16 protein-coding genes and 2 pseudogenes are annotated in these 18,066 nt (G+C 35.4%); 7 read left to right on the top strand and 11 right to left on the bottom strand.

What is annotated here, in order from left to right; genetic code table 11:
- The first annotated feature begins 1,359 nt into the window (after positions 1-1,359).
- Positions 1,360-1,893: a hypothetical protein gene (locus R4Z10_RS10405; RefSeq protein WP_338473090.1), complete on the top strand. Its 534-nt coding sequence runs from the start codon at positions 1,360-1,362 to the stop codon at positions 1,891-1,893.
- A gap of 880 nt (positions 1,894-2,773) precedes the next feature.
- Here the strand turns inward: R4Z10_RS10405 and R4Z10_RS10400 are convergent.
- From R4Z10_RS10400 to R4Z10_RS10390, 3 genes are read right to left on the bottom strand one after another with little or no spacing between them, the layout of a single operon-like run.
- A complete protein-coding gene (locus R4Z10_RS10400) occupies positions 2,774-3,841 on the bottom strand; it encodes a polysaccharide pyruvyl transferase family protein (RefSeq protein WP_338473089.1) in 1,068 nt (355 codons plus the stop codon).
- Positions 3,838-4,980 carry a glycosyltransferase gene (locus R4Z10_RS10395; RefSeq protein WP_338473088.1) on the bottom strand — a complete coding sequence of 381 codons (1,143 nt, stop codon included), beginning with the start codon at positions 4,978-4,980 and terminating at the stop codon, positions 3,838-3,840. The genes R4Z10_RS10400 and R4Z10_RS10395 overlap by 4 nt, the downstream gene beginning before the upstream one ends.
- On the bottom strand, positions 4,977-5,669 hold the full coding sequence (locus tag R4Z10_RS10390) for a glycosyltransferase family 2 protein (protein WP_338473087.1): 693 nt from the start codon (positions 5,667-5,669) through the stop codon (positions 4,977-4,979). Before R4Z10_RS10390 ends, R4Z10_RS10395 begins: the two co-directional genes overlap by 4 nt.
- Positions 5,670-6,049: 380 nt before the next feature.
- Between R4Z10_RS10390 and R4Z10_RS10385 the strand changes: the two genes are divergently transcribed.
- The 3 genes from R4Z10_RS10385 to R4Z10_RS10375 all read left to right on the top strand — a co-directional run bounded on the left by R4Z10_RS10385 (position 6,050) and on the right by R4Z10_RS10375 (position 8,758).
- A complete protein-coding gene (locus tag R4Z10_RS10385; RefSeq protein ID WP_338473086.1) occupies positions 6,050-6,259 on the top strand; it encodes a hypothetical protein in 210 nt (69 codons plus the stop codon).
- A gap of 496 nt (positions 6,260-6,755) precedes the next feature.
- A complete protein-coding gene (locus R4Z10_RS10380; protein ID WP_338473085.1) occupies positions 6,756-6,941 on the top strand; it encodes a hypothetical protein in 186 nt (61 codons plus the stop codon).
- A 1,400-nt stretch (positions 6,942-8,341) separates the two neighbouring features.
- The gene (locus tag R4Z10_RS10375; protein WP_338473084.1) at positions 8,342-8,758 is read left to right on the top strand and encodes a hypothetical protein; all 417 of its coding nucleotides are present in this window, start codon (positions 8,342-8,344) and stop codon (positions 8,756-8,758) included.
- 861 nt (positions 8,759-9,619) lie between these two features.
- Here the strand turns inward: R4Z10_RS10375 and R4Z10_RS10370 are convergent.
- Positions 9,620-9,800, bottom strand: a pseudogene (locus R4Z10_RS10370) (hypothetical protein); the annotation flags it as partial.
- Between the two features lie 270 nt (positions 9,801-10,070).
- Between R4Z10_RS10370 and R4Z10_RS10365 the strand changes: the two are divergent.
- On the top strand, positions 10,071-10,352 hold the full coding sequence (locus R4Z10_RS10365) for a hypothetical protein (protein ID WP_338473083.1): 282 nt from the start codon (positions 10,071-10,073) through the stop codon (positions 10,350-10,352).
- A 374-nt stretch (positions 10,353-10,726) separates the two neighbouring features.
- On the opposite strand, the gene R4Z10_RS10360 is transcribed toward R4Z10_RS10365, so the two are convergent.
- The 4 genes from R4Z10_RS10360 to R4Z10_RS10345 form a co-directional block, all read right to left on the bottom strand.
- Positions 10,727-10,981 (bottom strand): DnaB-like helicase N-terminal domain-containing protein, encoded by a 255-nt coding sequence (locus R4Z10_RS10360; protein ID WP_338473082.1) that lies wholly within the window; start codon positions 10,979-10,981, stop codon positions 10,727-10,729.
- Positions 10,982-11,191: 210 nt separating this feature from the next.
- A complete protein-coding gene (locus tag R4Z10_RS10355) occupies positions 11,192-11,338 on the bottom strand; it encodes a hypothetical protein (RefSeq protein WP_338473081.1) in 147 nt (48 codons plus the stop codon).
- A gap of 138 nt (positions 11,339-11,476) precedes the next feature.
- A complete protein-coding gene (locus R4Z10_RS10350) occupies positions 11,477-11,746 on the bottom strand; it encodes a conserved phage C-terminal domain-containing protein (RefSeq protein ID WP_338473216.1) in 270 nt (89 codons plus the stop codon).
- 614 nt (positions 11,747-12,360) lie between these two features.
- On the bottom strand, positions 12,361-12,654 hold the full coding sequence (locus R4Z10_RS10345) for a hypothetical protein (RefSeq protein WP_338473080.1): 294 nt from the start codon (positions 12,652-12,654) through the stop codon (positions 12,361-12,363).
- A gap of 795 nt (positions 12,655-13,449) precedes the next feature.
- On the opposite strand from R4Z10_RS10345, the gene R4Z10_RS10340 reads away from it, so the two are divergent.
- On the top strand, positions 13,450-14,853 hold the full coding sequence (locus R4Z10_RS10340) for a glucose dehydrogenase (protein WP_338473079.1): 1,404 nt from the start codon (positions 13,450-13,452) through the stop codon (positions 14,851-14,853).
- Between the two features lie 202 nt (positions 14,854-15,055).
- Here R4Z10_RS10340 and R4Z10_RS10335 read toward each other — a convergent pair whose 3' ends face one another.
- The 3 genes and pseudogenes from R4Z10_RS10335 to R4Z10_RS10325 form a co-directional block, all read right to left on the bottom strand.
- Positions 15,056-15,616, bottom strand: a complete 561-nt coding sequence (locus R4Z10_RS10335; protein ID WP_338473078.1) for a hypothetical protein — start codon at positions 15,614-15,616, stop codon at positions 15,056-15,058.
- Positions 15,617-15,746: 130 nt separating this feature from the next.
- Entirely contained in the window at positions 15,747-16,808 is a 1,062-nt protein-coding gene (locus R4Z10_RS10330; RefSeq protein WP_338473077.1) for an ATP-binding protein, read from the bottom strand.
- 134 nt (positions 16,809-16,942) lie between these two features.
- Positions 16,943-17,153, bottom strand: a pseudogene (locus tag R4Z10_RS10325) (nitrate/nitrite transporter); the annotation flags it as partial.
- Positions 17,154-17,332: 179 nt separating this feature from the next.
- On the opposite strand from R4Z10_RS10325, the gene R4Z10_RS10320 reads away from it, so the two are divergent.
- Entirely contained in the window at positions 17,333-18,031 is a 699-nt protein-coding gene (locus tag R4Z10_RS10320; protein ID WP_338473076.1) for a Crp/Fnr family transcriptional regulator, read from the top strand.
- Positions 18,032-18,066 lie beyond the last annotated feature (35 nt).

The following is an 18,066-nucleotide window of genomic DNA, read 5'->3' as shown; positions in this document are numbered from 1 at the left end:
CTTGCTTTGCCGGAAATTATATTTAAAACTTTCTCTTCTCCCCCTGTAGTTTTCGGCTCCTGAAAAAAATAGTAGAAAGTAGCCCTTATAATTTCGATAGAACTTTTTATTGAAATTGTCAAATAATTAATTAAGTTACAAGGTCTTTTCAGTAACATCAGCTATCCACAACATAGAATCTAACATCATATACTTCCCTCTTCTAAAATAAGGAACAGTACATTTTTCATTGTTATTGCCTTGTTCATGAAATAGTGCTTTAAATGTTAAACTAATATCTCATTGCCTATTTCAATAAACACTATTATTAAAATTCTTTTCTATACATATCATCTCATCTTTTAAACTAGAAGAGGCCGTAATTTCACGGCCTCTTTAAAATGTTTTTATGTTACTTAAGCGTAAAATAGAGCCCACCAACTAACAAATGAATAACCATGAGATATTCTCTTCAATTAAATAGTTGAGGAGGTTTACTCTTGACTAAGAGCCCCAATCTAGAATTACGAAAAGAACGAGATTAAAGGATTATTTATTATAAAGCAAATGGACAAACTCAGGTTAAACGGTGCGAAGGTATTGAATGAATAGGATAAGGATACTAATAATGCAGAGAAAACAAACATTTCTAGGGTTTCATTAATTATAGAATATGTGAAGCCTGATGTATCTGAATCGAGGTAGGCTCTATTTCAAATGTAGTGAATCCCAATTTTAATCCAATACCTCTTGCTGAAGTGATATGGAAATGTAAATTGACCACCGTTGATCGTGTCTACCTCGCTCAAGGTTGAGTAAGTCAAATGATGGATTAGCTGTTCTTGTTCAAGAGGACACGAACTCGATCCTTTTTCTTCTAATCTATTTGTTTTCTATAATAGAAAGCGAAATAAATCGAAACACCAATTCAAACAGCAACAATGCTAAAACCAGTAATGTTTTAGGTAGCTTAGCTTCTCCTTCTATTATGGCTCACATCTTATCTCAAAGATATGTAGAAGATCTTCCTTTATATCGACAAGAGAGGCAATTCTTGTACCCCGAACATTTTTTCTGATAACCTCGCTTACCCTAAAGACCAATGGTCCCCTGAGGATATCTTTAGTAAAATAGGATGAAGCCTTATTTATTAGATTTGTTTATTAACTCACTTCCATTCGTCACATGTGTTTGACAAAAACCTTACTTAAAAAGTTTATACTTGAGACATCTCGTTTATCTAATTATTGACTAATATTATCCATTCCTTTCATCTCTCTTTCTAGTTAAAAATCCTTATATTTAAGGAAATTACCCAATCATGTAGGAATACTTTGAATATTATATAAGGATAGATAAAACTTAAAGAGGTGTATAAGAATGGGAATAATACCATGTTTTTGTGAGCTTCCTAGCGGCATAATTGTCATGTGGAGTGGATCAATTAACGAGATTCCAGAGGGGTGGTTGTTATGCGATGGAACAAATGGAACTCCCGATTTACGGGATCGCTTTGTAATGGGAACTAACAATGATGCAGAAATTGGACAAACAGGAGGGAATAACACAATTGCATTAACCGAATCTCAACTTGCTCCCCATACACACACTGGTACTTCTGACCCTGCAGGTGGACATACACACACTGGTACTACTAACAATGCGGGAACCCATACACATGTATATATTGATAGTGGTGTAACCTCAGCTAATAGACAACCTGGAAACATGGCCACTACTATACCTTCTACAACAAATCGAGAAACCCAACCAGATGGAGATCATAATCATAACTTTACAACAGACCCCGAAGAAGATCATACCCACAACTTCACTACAGACGCTGCAGGGGACGGAGAGCCAATTAATATTTTAAATCCTTATTACAAATTGGCTTTTATTATGAAAAGTTAACTACTATATAAATATCTTAAAAGAGGGTCTTGTATAGAAGCATAAATTATAAAAAGCAGACATACCTTTCATTATGCATTATAAATAGCCCTAAATTTGATTTAATTATTCAAATTACGGCTATTTGTGATGTGTATCGGAAGGTACGCTTATTTTTGTGTTACAACAGGAACCACGTGTCAAGCAGCAGACTTTACATAGATGGTTATAAAGGAACTTATGGACGTTAAGTTCCGGACCAATAGGGTAAGATTTAGCCTCAAGCTAATCATTTTTGAAAATATGTAATAACTGCAATTTGTATGTAAGACCTCAGTGATTTTTCCCATGAACAATAAATTTATCACGATAGAATTCCACCACAAAGCCCAGACTTGAAAACTTGATCGGTCATTTCACAGTATCATGGAGTAATATGTTAGCAACAATAAACATTTGAGTGTTTTTTGAAGCCTATTATAACATCCTGGATTATGCTTAAATAATATACTAAAGGGGTAATAGGTTCGCTCCTACCGAAATACCCCCAAAAAATGATTTATTCCTAAAGGTATCTAGATTTTCTTCTAAATGTAATTCACTACAAAGTACCGTAAACATTCGCTTGTATATTTGATACCCAAAACCCCAAATGGATCAGAAAATGATAAATAATAATCAATTTCACTTATATAAATTACCATGTACCTTTTGTAAGTATATAGACAAGTGAAATAAAAATTATCTTTTATGTTTTCCTCATAAATTCTCCCAAGAAACTTGAATGTGTAGATTTCCTAGGATTAATTGTGAGTCTGATATAAGTTAAGTTAATATTTACTTAACGTGCGTCTATTTATATAAAATTATAATTTTTTAATTGTATTTTAAAAAATTATTATTATAAAACTTTTCCTATAAATAATAATTCTAACAATGGTTTATATATTGTTTGAGTCGATTGATATCGTTCCATAATCCGCTCTCTATTTTTTTCAATGTATTCAACACGTTCTAATAATTCCTGATTTAATTGCGGTGAACTGGTTGAAACCACTAGATGTTGGAAGTCCATTAAAGCAGCATAATCAAATACTTTAAATCGATATCCCAATGCAATTGCTGGAACACCGGCTGTTAATGATAACATGTTTGCGTGAAGTTTAAAGTTGATGGTTGCACTGCATTGAGACAATTTTTCCACCAACTCATCTTCAGTATAAAGCTTATGATCGAATGTAACATTTTCTGGATCATTTATTTTTTCAAATAACCTTTGACAATGTGGCCTGTCATTCGTCCAAACAATATAAATGAATATTTTATATCCTAACTGAATTAAACTCTTTGCAGTTTCGACAAGCTGTTCTTCAACTAGACTTTCATTGCCCCCATATAAACGATTGAGTGTAGTACCCCAATTAATCCCAATGACTTTTTCATTGTTTGTACTGATGAAATTCTTGCTAGAACCTTCTAATAGTAAGCCTGGATCACCGATAACTTGTACTTTTTGGAATTTATCATTTCCTAGCATGATTTCAATCACCTTTTTCGTTAATGGTCCTCTTACACCTACAAATAATGCTTTTTCAATAACCTCTTCTAATACAACAATGTCCTTTTGCTTGAAGTTTTGTTCTAATGAAGTTAATTGGCCTTCTAACAATAATTCTAAGTGATTTTCTTCAATCCAATCTAACCCAGAGCCCCATATTATTACAGACTTCCCCTTATTAATGGCATTTTGCAAGATTTGTAGATATCCTGGTAATAAAAGTGATCCTCCCCCTAAAATAACCGTATCATATTTTTCAAGCTTATTAAGATCTATTCCCGGAAATGAAGGAGTAATCTCAATCTGATGAGGATCTAAATATTTACCGCAGGTGTCTCTAAAGATATTCCATAATAATTCGTCACCCAAATTATTAAATCCAATCCAGCCTATATATAATAGTTTTTTCAATTTGTCCTTTCTCCTCCTAATAATTTTGAATAAACTTTTAGAACCTCTATCGTAGTCTTCTGAATATTAAACCTTTCGTTTATGATTTCTCTTGATTCTAATCCAATTAACGGAAGTTGTTCTTTTTCAGATAATAGTTTCCCGATATCCCTACTTAAAGTAAACCGACTGCAAGGCGATATTGAACCATGGTCACCAAAATAATAATTCCAGGCTTCTCCTATATTTTCTTGCGTAACAATTCCGAAATAGCCATGGTTTCCAACCGCCACAACCGGCTTTTCTGAGGCCATTGCCTCTAATGCAACACGACCCGTTCCAACTACACAATCAGCCATAGAATAGTAATCATGCATTTTTCTTTGCTCTCCAACAATATGAATAAAAGAATCCTTGCAGATCTTTTCAATGTATTGTGCTAAATGTCGTATGTCATCCAGCCTATTTCCGTCCCCAACGATTATGACATGAAGATTTGGAATAGACTTTACCTTTAGATCCTTGCAGGCTCTTAAGAATATTGAACACACATTCGCTTTTCCCCATGTTATCCTGCTAGCATAAAGGACGACTATTGAATCACTTGGTATGTTTAATGTTTTTCGTAAGTCTTTATTTGAGGTCTCTTTTGAATGTTCCTCTAAATGAATACCATTAGCTACCATATAAGGATGCTCTACTCCAAATGACTTGATATAGTTACATAATGGCGGACTTACACATATAACTGAATCCGATATTTCAAGAAGCTTACGTATCTCCTCTTTTGGATAGTATGTTCCATGGATCGTTAGAACAGTAGGTATTCCCAAGCTTTTCGCAGACTTCCCTGCTAAATATCCAGAAGGTGTTTGATGAAAATGAACTAAGGAGATATTTTCCTCCGTCATAACTTTTACAATCCTGGAAATATATTCTTCTTCCTGATTTTCTACTAGGTTGAGAGTATTAGGGAACTCAATATGATAAATAGGACAATTTAATGATTCAAAAGATTGAACGAGGCTCCCAACCTTCCTAGCCGCAATGGCAACATACACATTATTATTTAATAATTCTTTTGTCAAACTTAATACATGTGTTTCAGTCCCACCAACATATAACGCATCAAGAACAAATAAAACTCTTGGATTTTTCACTTGTTATCACTTCCATAAAACGTTCTTGAACGCTGTTTTTCATGTAACCGATAGTAATACAGTACCTCTCTTAGGTTTTCAATTTTTAAGTTTGCATTTAAGAACTTTACAATAAATTCATAATCCTCTGCACCACCTATTCGCCTCGTTGGACCACCTAATAGATCAAATACTTTTCCACGAAATAAAATCGTCCCATGACAAACACAATGTTTGCCTAATGCATAGATCTTTCGAATATCTTTTCCATAATACAGCCAATCTGCTACCTTCCCCTTCTCTTTGTCTAAACCGCTAAATGATTTATAATTTGTGCCAATTAAATCGTAATCTGGATTACTTAATAAAAAGTTTACCTGTTTTTCAATTCGAGAAGGATGGGAAATATCATCTGCATCGTTTACTGCAATGTATTCTCCTGAACTCATAAAATAGCCTGTCGTGAGGGCCCCAGCAAATCCTATATTAAATGGAAGATTACAAATAATCGTTTTAAAAGGTGGGTTTGTGTTAGCTAACCATCTTTCTATTGTGTTTTTTGTATCATCAGTCGAGGCATCGTTAACGATTATTACTTCTAAATTTTGATACGTTTGCGATACTAAACCATTCAAACAATCCTCAATGAAAAGTGATGCATTGTAACACGGAATCACCACACTAACCAATCCATCTATTCTTTCCTTCATATTATATTCACCCCTACGACTATAGTATTCTTCTAAAATGATGTCGTGTGTGCTTGTTCATTATTTTTCAAGTTCACCAAAAAAATCTCTGAAAGTGGACAGTTTGTCCAACCAAATTTATCGAAACACTCATATAATTTAAACAGATTAATTATGGAAAGGAGAAAAAACAATGAATGATAGGAGAGATGGACTTTACTATCAACAATTAGATCTTTAGAAGGAAGGACCTTAAATGTAGCAACAAAATATGCCGATGTCTCAGGTATATTAGTTGAGACTAAATCCAACTATATCATTTTGAGATCAGCTAATAACTTTTTCTATGTACCTATAACAAGTATTAATAGTGTAACTTATAAATAAAGGAGTTGATTAATTTGTTTGAATCTTTTTTATCTACACAACTTGAACAATTAATTGGGCAAGACTTAGGTGTAGCAGTTGGAGAAGAAATGTATAGGGGACAATTAGTTTCCGTTACAAACTCAGTTCTAACCTTAGTTGAAGCTTCTGATACCTATGAAAGAGAAACAAGAAATCTTCTCGTTCCTCTGTCTCAGGTAAGTTATTTGCAAGTGAACATATGATAACAATTCTTTTTGAAGGACTTGTGGAACTTACGAAAATTTATGCAATATAGATTTGATACGAAAAAACAGGGATACACGAACTCACAGTATCCTTGTTTTTAACTACTTTTAATCCAAGCTCATAATATTAGTGTAAACGAGCACATTATTCCAGCCCATTTTTCCCACTTTAAACCACTCAAAAATCTGAAATAACCTCTCAGTTAGGATAGATGTCGTACGATACTTTATTGTATAGTTAAGTAACTAACACGAAGGTTAATCGATATGGCCAGAAAAAATGGAGTACGATATACCCAAGAACAAAAGAGGCTATGATCAAACGTATGATGCCCATAAACAATGAATAGGTATCACAAATTTCAGATGATATAGGTGTCTTAGATGCGACGTTGTACTAGTGGCGTAAAGAAGCTCGTGAAGCTAGTGGTCTACGCCAGGTAATGGTCAGACCAGCGACAAATGGAGCAGCCAAGATAATTTTTTAGTCGTAATGGAAACTTTAGCGATGAACGAAGCAGAGCTTGCCGAGTATTATCGTAAAAAAGGTCTGTATCGTGAACAGATTGAAGCATGGAAAAGGGTGTGTCTTCAGGCAAATGATCAGGCATTTGACCAAACAAAGCAGGTGAATGGAGCATTAAAGGAAGAACAGAAGCCAGTTAGGCAATTAGAATAGGAACTACAAAAGGAAGAAAAGGCACTAGCCGAAGCTACAGCTTTATTACTTTTGCAAAAAAAGTCCCAAACGATTTAGGGAGAACCACGAAGACGAATGATTAGCCCGCCAAATCGCGTATTAGCAGTTGAACTCATCTAAGAAGCCAATCAACTTCATATCAGTGTTCGTACCTATGAATGTTGGATGACAGATGGTGATGTGAAGGTTGAACAGCACCCGTTTACAAAAAGATCTATACCAAAAAACAAGTTGTCTGAAGAGGAAAAGAAAGAAATACAAACGGTTGTTTAACAGGAAGAATACGTTTATTTACCACCGACCCAAATTGTTCCAAAGCTTGCGGACAAAGGAACTTATATTGCATCAGAATCTACATTTTATCGTGTATTACGTGAGTAAAAAATGCAGCATCACCGTGGACGTAGCCAAAAGCCTGAGAGGAAAGACCTGAAAGTCATCTAACAACATCACCAAACAAGGTGTGGACATGGGATATTACGGGGCTTGGTGGATCTGCTTTTCAAGACCACGTGTAAGCAAGGATAACCCTTAATCAGAGGCAATGTTTCGGACACTTAAATATAGACCCAATTATCCGTATAAAGGTTTTGTATTACTGACAGAATCTAGGGAATGGGCACAGAAATTTATTCATTGGTATAACGAAGTTCACCTTCATATTAGTTTGAAATTTATGACGCATGCACAGTGTCATTCAGCTGAACACGTAGCTATATTGAGAAAGCGAAAAGAAATATACGAAGCAGTGAAGGTTAAACAACCAAAGCGTTGGGCTAGGGATACAAGGGTTTGGAAATCGATTGAACAGGTAACGCTCAATCCAATGCGATATGACAGCTACAGTAAAATATTAGAAACCATAATATTCCCTTATTTCTGGTGATTTGAATCGAAAAAACGCTTTTCTTTTTGATTCAAATCACCAGACCACCAAGTGCAGTCCGGTAACCTTAGTTGAACTCGGGGATTTAAAACAGTCTATTAAACTAGTAAAGTAACAAAATAAGACAACTATACTGACAAACATCAGGTTTCATGGGACAAATATCCAATTAAAACATCTACTTCTAAAAATATACTAGAAGTATATTCAAATATTATTTGATTGGACAAGTAATGTGGATAGAATTTAACTATTTTGATTGAATAAAGACTTTTTTAGCCTATGAAACAAAAATCCGTTTACTGTCCAAACCTGCTCGCTACTTCAAAAAGAAAAGCGATAATCTTTATTCAGCTATCGCCCCCTTAAGCTCAAGTATATTTCTTTACATTTTATCATACGTTTTCCTTGAAAGGTTATTTTTTCTTTTTTAATGTATTAGCACTCCTACCTATCACGAATATATTGTTTATGAAAGGAGGTGTCAATGTAAATGGGAATACGAATAATTTGTCCTTGTGATTGTTCCGGAACTCTTTCTTTTGCAGAAACAGAAGGTCTGCAGATGACTTTAGATGCAACAATCTGTCCAACTTGTGATGCAGAAGGTAGCATTGTGACATATACGCAAACAGGTGCTAGTTTTCAGTCCACTATTGTAAGACCTTCAAATTGCATTACCCATAATGGTACTACTTTATTATTGGTTTCAGGCGAAGGAACCTTACAAAATAACGCAGGATCTTTCCCTGCAACATTTTACCTAGTTTTATTTGAACGTTCAGGAGATATTCAAGATACATTTGAATTCAGTTTATTTTATTCTGATAACGACAACTTAACCGCTCTTAGATTTGGGAGAAACGTAGATGATGAAAATCTTAGTATTTCTGAATGTCCTGCTGAGTAGTTTCAAACATGTTCCCCGAAACCCGTTATCTTATGATGTGACGAGATCTATTCAGATGACTAAGAAGATTTGTTAAATGCACCCGTCGGATCTAATTCGAAGGTCATTATCTTCAACCAATGCAGTTACCTAAGTGCAACTGCTTGTATTCGAAAGTTAAAAAATGCTTTAAATTGCTGTAAAAGAGTACTTGCATATTTTTGACTATTTATTATTATTGCGTTAAAGCACCGTTCGTAATATAAGGTTAGCTAGGTTTTCTGATTGACCAATTTTAATATGCTCATGGGATTACGGTAGTCGGAGTAGAACGTCGCACCTGCGGGACTTAACATTACACTATGTTCTAACTTTAAACCCTAAGATTCGAAAGTTTGTCAGTTCTCTTTGTATGGAAGTTTTTCAGCCATCTGGCCTATCAGTTAACATACCCCTTTTGGAATGGCTCTAGTCTTCCTTCTGCCGACTCTACCTGTGCTTCGAACCCCATGAACTGTCATTCATGACGCACGCAGGAGTTTAGATGGGATTGTTTCGGGAAACTTGGTTCTATCATTTAAATCCTTCGATGCAATGTTGAAGCTTTTCTAGTAAAACATGCTGTATTTTTACGCTAGAAAGCGTTTATAACAGCACTTGTCGTGCACACCCGTTAGCTTAAGTAAATTTCTACACCTTATCTTCGTAAGGCGACGTTATTTTATTCCACCTCTATCACACATCTATATTACTAAAAGCAGTTAGCACAAACGGTCTTGTACACGAAAATATACATTAATAAAAACAAGTTAAGATGTGGATTAAATGGGATTAAGATGTTCATATGCTGTATTTACAAATCCTCTAGCTACTTCAGGACCAATTACAATGATAAAAATAAGAATATTTCAGTTCTGTTTTTAACCACAGATTTTTTACACATTCAAAACGAACTCACCGATTCTAAAGCAGGATTCTTACATAATTCTGTAGCAGAAGTATGTGGACATACCCTTATATCCCAACTATCAGCCGACCAAAATCCTTGCATTTCTCCATTCATTACTGCAATTTTCTTGCTGATCTCACTTTGACTGATAATTTACTAGAATCATTATTTTTTACGTTCCTTTCCCTCAAGATATTTTTAAATTCGTTTTTCATATCTTGATCTAGAAGATGAACATAGGTATATTTTAATGGTTTACCATAATAGGCTTCTTTTAAGGAAATAATGGGCTGAAGATTGGTTTACAGACGACTGATGAAGATCGATAAGTAATTATCTAATGACCAAATTTTAATAATTCATTTTTAATTTTATTCTCTATTCATGTATTTTTTTAGGTATGTACATAGACAAAAGGGTAAAAAAATCATCACCCTACTCATACTCCCTGTTTCAGAATGTGAATGCTCAGCAATCGTAAATAATCCCGTAGTTCTACAAGCTAATATTTGTTTTGATTGTGAACTAAAAGGCAGTACAGTTACAAATTTTCCAGGCATTCCATCTGTTAGAAGAACAGGGCAAGTAACTGCTGCTATGTCTACAAAAATTCCTGTTTTGAGTCTGATGAAGGAATCATTTGGTGCTCCATCAAGAAACAGATAACACAACAGCATCTGGCCAAATCCAAGACCTAATAATAATCATGAACGGTAAATTGATCGATATTTCTGATTTAAAATAATTAATCTTATTTTATAGGTTGGGTGGAGTAGCTCAAATTATTTTTTTATCTTTTCAACTTGTTCACATTCCGCATATTAATCGATCAATCCTTGTTGAATGTCACCGAGATTTTCTTAGTTTAGAAGGTCTTCTACCGATTGTAAATCTTAAATTCCTTCACCAAGGATCTCGTCTAGATCTCCTTCTTTCGTGGCTTTTTGGATTTTATTAGCAATTAGAACCGTATTTCTTTTATGGCATACTTTTTCACAATTTCTTGGTAATACTGGAAATTCGCTGTCGATGGAACACTGTCAGCTGGAGAGGGCAAAGATCCCACCCTCCAATTTCTGAAAAATAATTTGGACCCGCTTCCTCCGCAATAGATACAACATCATTTGGTTTGCCTTTTCCGCTAACTGCTGCATCAAATTGTAAATGTTTCTTAACTTTGTGGAGTAAAAATGTTCAGGTTGTAAGGTACAGCCTTTGATCAATTCGCCATCTAAAAACAAGGTCCCAATAACGGCTTGTTCAACTTCGATATGAAAGTACGGATTTCGTTCCATCAGCCTTCCCCTCTTTTGATGCCTAAAATTTCTCGAATCCCTGCAAGTGACCGTTCGACTACCTCTTTGCTAGCTGGTTTTTCTTTTATGTTAATAATGTACTTTGTATCATCGCCATTTGGAATCGCTCGGGAGCCATTAACGGGTTTGCATACCAGCTCTGAAATCCGTGGGGGGAATAAGGAGAACTAGCCACATGCTTCCACAAGTTCATTTCCAACTTCGATACGTTTCACCTTTTAACACGGCATGCCATTGATCCACTTTTTCTTGATATAGCTCGAAGGTATTATAATAAAGTGAAACTTCCATCAGTGGGGGATTTTCTTCTTCCCCACTGATTGTTAATTGAACCAATCGGACCTTTACGGGCAGTTGATCCCCACCTATCTTCGTTAAAATATTGCTCAGAACCTTGATTGATTTGTGGGGCTTACTGCCCGTTAAGAGTGGGATAAATAGATATCAACTTAAGTAGTTGGAAATACTTCCCGTTTAGTCATCAAGATGAAAATCCTCCTCTCGGTATGTTCTCTTTCTGCTCTTTTGATTAAGATACAATTCAAACTTTGTTGCGAATAATGTTTCCGGTCGTAAATACTTACTCATAATAGGGTCATTCTTCCGCTCCTCTGTTTTGATGTCTATGACTCTTGTAAAATCTCCCAGTTTAAAGCCCTCGTTAAAGCTAGCTCGAATCAGATCTTTCGTTTTCTTTGAATTCACCTTGTAGTGTGATTTTGTTTCGTTGTTCAAGTATGTAATGATTTCGGCAAAAGGAAGAGATGATTTTTTTGACCTCTGAGTTAATCTCTGATTTAGTCTTTGTAGTAGTCTCTGGTAATGGTTGGTACAAACTAGCGGATGGTGTTACACAGTGTGTCGGATGCAGTTCGTCAGTTTGTCGGATTGAAAATCCCATATTGGCTGTTTCAACTGTACAATCTGTGTCTTTCGGTTCGTCATTCTGTGTGTTTTTGCATCTGACAGCTTGTCTATCCCGGTTGTCCCATTCGTTTTTTCCGATTCATCCCTTTGGTTTGTAGAAAGTGACAGATTGCCACAAAAACCTTCTTCTAATTTTTCATAGTTGATACTATACCATTTGGTTTTGTCCGATCGATTATATTTGGATGATAACAATAGACCCTGTTCTTCTAGAGAACGAATCGTTCGTTCGATTGTTCTCCCAGACCAAAACGTAAATTGGCGTTCCCACTCCTTGTACGAGTTATAAATTCAGTTTCTCCCATAAGTGGTATGTTTGCTGGATATGAGGCAGTAATGAAACTGTTGAATCACAACGGCCTGATTTAAGCCGATTTTCTCTGCTAATGACGGCAGAATAACCATCGGATTTTCTTGGATTAATAGTTTATTTATGGTGCATACCTCCTAGGATTTTTTATTGGTAAAAGTTGAAAGATATAAAGATTACGGGTAATCAGTCCATCCACAGTTACTTTTGGATACACGATGAGAAGCCCCACTGCTTTTGCTTTGATGAACATTCGTTTAAACGTTCGACTTGAAATTCCCCTGCATTCGATGGAGCTTTGGATGCCTTGCAGCAAGTTCGAAATTTTTTTGTACGTGACACCAGGATACATGCTGGAACGAATCAATTGATTGAGACCAATTAATTCACTGTTCGTAAACTCTTGTTTAACCATGTGTAACCCCCTCTCGATATGTTCCTGAAATTCTTTCCCCGTTTTTAACTGTTTTAATTGGTCTAGTGTGGGGTAGAATAATTCAAAGTTTCACAATCCTTCATTAATCTTTAGTGTAGTTTTCCACTACCACCCATTTCGAAATTTCTATTCTAGAAAAATATAGAAGGAGATAGCATAAAATCCCTTTTTTATACACATTTCTTAGGCTAAAATGTCTTCCCAATGAGTATGAAAAAGTACCAATTTCTCGCAAATCTCCTGAAGTTACCCCCCATTCACCCTGAATTGGGGGTAATTCTACGCACAAATTGATTCATTCACGATGAAATGCAGCTTTTTACAAATACGGAAAAATGCCTTATTGCTGTTATGTTTAATGGAGCAAAAAGGCAAAAACAGTTTTTTCGCATACAACACAGCCATCTATAAAGATTTTATGTTCACCAAATTGCCTTAATTAAATAGGTGGATTGACCAGAGAACAATCCGACACACTAGGGGAAGTATCAATCCTTATGACAATGAACATCATTTATTACTCTGAAAAGAAGTTAATTTTAAGGTAATATGCTCCCCTTTAAATAGGCAAATTAAATTAAATCTGGCAATTTAAAGGGAAGTATTTTTGTGTCTAAAAGGCTTAAATGACAAATTCAAACTCCCCTCCCCCTAATTCAGTACTTATAAAATCATCCTCATCATATTCTTATTAAGAAAACAAAAAATCTTATAGACAAACTATTACAATCTATAAATAAATATAAATTTATTAAAGAAGGAGTGTGAAAAAGGTTGCCAAAGGTGAAGGTTGGTTTACGGCCCCTTTTAAGTGGAATTAATTTGCCGACTGTTTTAAAAACAGCTATTCTTCCAGGTGATACAATCGAAAGTTTATTTGTTGCAACCCAGGTCGGAGAAATTTTTTACATAAGAAACGGAAGTGTACAAACTTTTTTAGACATACGGCAACGGATTATCAAACTCGGAGTCTCTAACGGTGGATATGATGAACGAGGCCTATTAGGTTTGGCTTTTCATCCGGGATTTTATTATAACGGTCTGTTTTATCTTCATTATTCAGTTGCCGGTACACAAGGGCCAGGTGCTCTTTCAGGTTCTTTTAGACCTGATCCCTGTAAACCCGATACTTTAAACCTAAAATGGACGAATCGAGAAACCAACTTTGACCATATTGATACGGTTGAGGAATGGATTTTACAGCCAAGTGGTCAACCTCAAAAAAGACGAAGATTACTTAACTTAAGAAGACCGTTCTTTAATCATAACGGGGTCAATAGCTTAAACTTCTCTCCAGAAACAGGAAAACTGATTATTATAACTGGTGATGGCGGTTCCGGTTACGATCCTTTTAATTTAAGTCAAAATCCTATAGAAATTGCCGGAAAAATTCTGGAAATGGACGTAAATAAAATGCCATTCATCAATGATCCCCCTGTAGCTACAAGGTTTAATGAATTGCCAAGACCGATTCAAGAATCTCTATCGGTAATGGCCCTAGGTGTGCGTAACTCTGTAGGGATATCATTTCAGCGATTTTATAATCAGTATATTAAAGTAGTGGGAAATGTCGGTCAGGCAATGATCGAAGCGATTTACTCCTTTGTTCATTATCAACCGGTACCGGTTGTGAGGCTAATCCAAAATTCTCCATATAACAGGAATGGATTAATTAACTTTGGATGGCGAGGATGGGAAGGTGATCTTCCTACTATAACAGTAAAGGGCTGCTCTGAAAATTCGAGATTGGATGAGAAAATTATTGCTTTTTTCGATGAAGCTATTAAAGCGTCCGTGAAGCGTCTTAAGCCTTTAACAAGCTATTATCATCAAGATCCCCGCCCTGATAAGTTTCAGGGAATCTCGCTTACAGGGGTGCAAGTCTATATGGGTAATGGGATTCCTGCTTTAACAGGGAGCGTTGTGTTTACGGACTTTGCCGAGAGTAAAGAATCTCAAAAGAATGTTAGAGGGGTTTTAGCTTATACAAGGGTAAGAACAGACGGGAAGACCAATGATTTTCATGTCATTGAAACGAATGACGATTTTGGATCTCAATTCGCTTATTATACTTCTTTAGGAACAAATTTGAATCAAACGAGATTATACTTGGGGGTTCATGGATCATCTAATGTAACGGATTATAACAAAGGGACTGTTTATGAAATTGTACCTTAAAGGATGACAGGCATCATGAAATCTTTGCCTATTTTTAACAGTTTATTAAAACCAAATGAGAGAGCAAACACGCTCCCTCATTTGGTTTTTTTATCGTCTTATAAACAGGCCTCTGAAATAAAAGGCTACAAAGTAATCTTCCAGATTAGACACTGAATCATTAGGTCATTGACCCGCTTTATGACAAATAGTAGGTTTTTGGCTATATTATAAGAGGCTTCAATCTTTTGAAAAAGAATAACCCCAACTCCATCCAGACCCAACTATATAGAAAAGCAAATAAACAAACACTTCCTGCTGTTATAAATGAAAAGGAATCTGATGCTACAGGACCTAAAACGGGAAAGCGAACCACGTATAGCAGAAACATTATTCCTAATGTTAACAAAATAGCCCCAACAGAAATGATGCTTAATCTCTGCTTAAAAAAGTAGAAGGCTGCACCGATCCCAACCCCTAACAATCCTGTTGTAAAAGGGAAAACGAGTAACTCGCTTGGCAGAAGAAGGAAAAGCAAAAAAATCGTGAGAATATAGGACATTACTCCAAGAGACTTGGAAAACATCGCACAAATTAAAATGGGCAGAGTAGCAAACGGACTAATTAGATAACCGATCCCTGGTAAGAATCCCCCCTGTGCCTGAAGCAGTGCCGAAATGCCAGCGAAAAGAGCACCTAAAATGAGTCTTTTCGTCTTTGTTTCGTTATTAAACGCTAATTGGCTTGATTGGACATCTTCTGAAAGGGACCTTAATAAATACATAGTTCACCACCTCATTCAAAACGGGGCTTGATGCTACAGTATATGAGGATTTAATGGGAAGATGCTTTTAACGTGAGGTCTCATAACTCCATTCCTTTATGCAATTTGGGTAACCCCCTCTCTTTCAAAGCTACGGTGTACTCGGCAATTTTACAGTGAATATTGTACCGACTTGGGATTTACTTTTTACACAAATATCACCTTTATGATTTTTTATAATATTATACGTAACCATTAACCCTAGGCCTGTTCCCTTTTCCTTTGTAGAAATAAACGATTTACCTAAGTTTTTTATTACTTCTTTTGGAATGCCAATCCCATTATCTATTATTTCAATACAGACTTTTTCCGTGCTTTTTCGATTGATATTAACGGTTATTTTTCCATTTTTCCCTATGGCTTCAATGCTATTTTTTATTAGATTGATAAAAACCTGTTTAAGTTGATTTCTATCCCCCAATACGTGAGTGATCTTATCTTCTACATTTATATCAACAGTAATCTTCCGGTCAAAAAGCTCAGTCTTGAATAAAAATAGCGTCTCATTTATAATTTTACAGATATCTACATCGATAAAATCTTCCTTGCTTGGCTTTGAAAAAAAGAGAAGTTCGTTCACAATGTCTTCGATTCGATCGATTTCATCCAAAACAATCTTTAAATATTCACGATACTGATCGTCCTCCGAAATTAACTGTAATAAGCCTTTAATAGAGGTTAATGGATTTCTAATTTCATGTACAATCCCGGATGCGATCTCTCCTAATACAGATAGTTTATCTGATTGGATAAGGAGTTTTTCAGTTGTTTTCTTGTCAGTAATATCATGATAATTTGCCTGTATAAGAAAATGACCATTACATTTAAAAGGAGCAGCTGTGACCTCAACTTCAACAACTTCTCCATTATCTAAGATCAATTTTTGTTCAATCAATTCTGTTACCTGTTGGTATTCAATCGCTCTTTTACAACTCTCTATATATGAAGTTTCATCATCAGGATGTAGATAATTGAATTCTGTCCCTATGAGTTTACTAGAATCTTTCTTTAATAACTGTCCCATTGCTTTATTCGCATATATAATTTTCTTTCCGTCTAAAAGGATTATTGCACTCGCTACATTTTCTATTAACTTATAATAGTCAATTATATTCTCTTCACCGATCACAATCATTTTCTCAACCATCCCCATCAGAAAAAAATTATATCCCATGTGCCTAATTACATAATATTACATTTTAGCAGATTTTTCGACAAAATAAGCATAATTTAAATAAAATTAACAAAAGGTGCCAAGTACTATCCAAATTGGAAGTCCCCGACACCTTATTCTTTAACATGTATTCCTTTTTGAGTAAAACGTAATGGATCATATCGTTTGACCTTATTTAGTCTTTCTTGATCGTACATGCCTACAACAATGATGAGGCTTGCTAAGGCAACTTGTGATAAATCCATATCCAATCGCATGATGACCTGTTAGGTTATATAGAATGGATAAGATGATCGGCGTGAAATGGCCGCCCAGTCCACCCATTATCTCTTCCCGTTGATTTGTGTCAAATTTGTAGACATTCAATTTCCTTCATACCTATCGTAAAAAATAATGGTAAACTATTGATGTGAAGTAGTTCACACCTTTATTTTCATTAATGATTTATTCGCATTTTTTATCCTGCCGGGTCAGGCCTAACATAGTTAAAAGGAGGAAGTTCCATGCCTCAAACATTGAAATCAACAAAAGCAATTCAAATTAAAGAATTACTACGGATTGCCGATCGAACGACCCCTATCACAAAAGATCAATACTTATTTCATGAAGGGGAAAAGGCAGAAGAATTATATTTAATTCTTTCTGGTAAGGTTCAAATCAGCAAAGTGACTGCTGATGGTCGCATTTTAACATTACGTATATGTGGTGAAAGTGATATTTGCGGAGAATTAACCCTTTTCACAGATGAGCCCAAATACCTTTTAAGTGCTAAGGTACTTGAAGACGGAGAAATGGCGATTATCAAGAAAGAGGTTCTCGAAAAAACGATTTTCGAAAATAGCGCTCTTGCCTATGAATTTATGAAATGGATGAGTGATCACTTCCGAAAAACGCAAACAAAATTTCGCGATCTCGTGTTACACGGGAAAAAAGGGGCTCTTTATTCGACTTTAATCCGAATGACCAACAGCTATGGCGTTCATAAAAAAGATGGCATTCTCATTGATCTCCCATTAACGAATCAAAAACTGGGGGATTTTTGTGGAACTTCCAGAGAAAGCACGAATAAGACTTTAAATGAATTAAAACGCGAAGGGATTATTTCGGTTGTGAAAGGAAAAATCACGATTCATGATCTCCAATACTTAAAAAATGAAATTGGTTGTGAAAACTGTCCCGCCGTTTATTGTAATATTGAATAAGCACTAGATGATGCTCATCAAGAAATGCTTAGCCA

This window comes from Niallia sp. XMNu-256 (genome assembly GCF_036670015.1).
Lineage (GTDB): Bacteria > Bacillota > Bacilli > Bacillales > Cytobacillaceae > Bacillus_BD.
The sequence above is the reverse complement of the archived record's forward strand: the minus strand, read 5'-3'. Positions and strand labels throughout refer to the sequence as shown.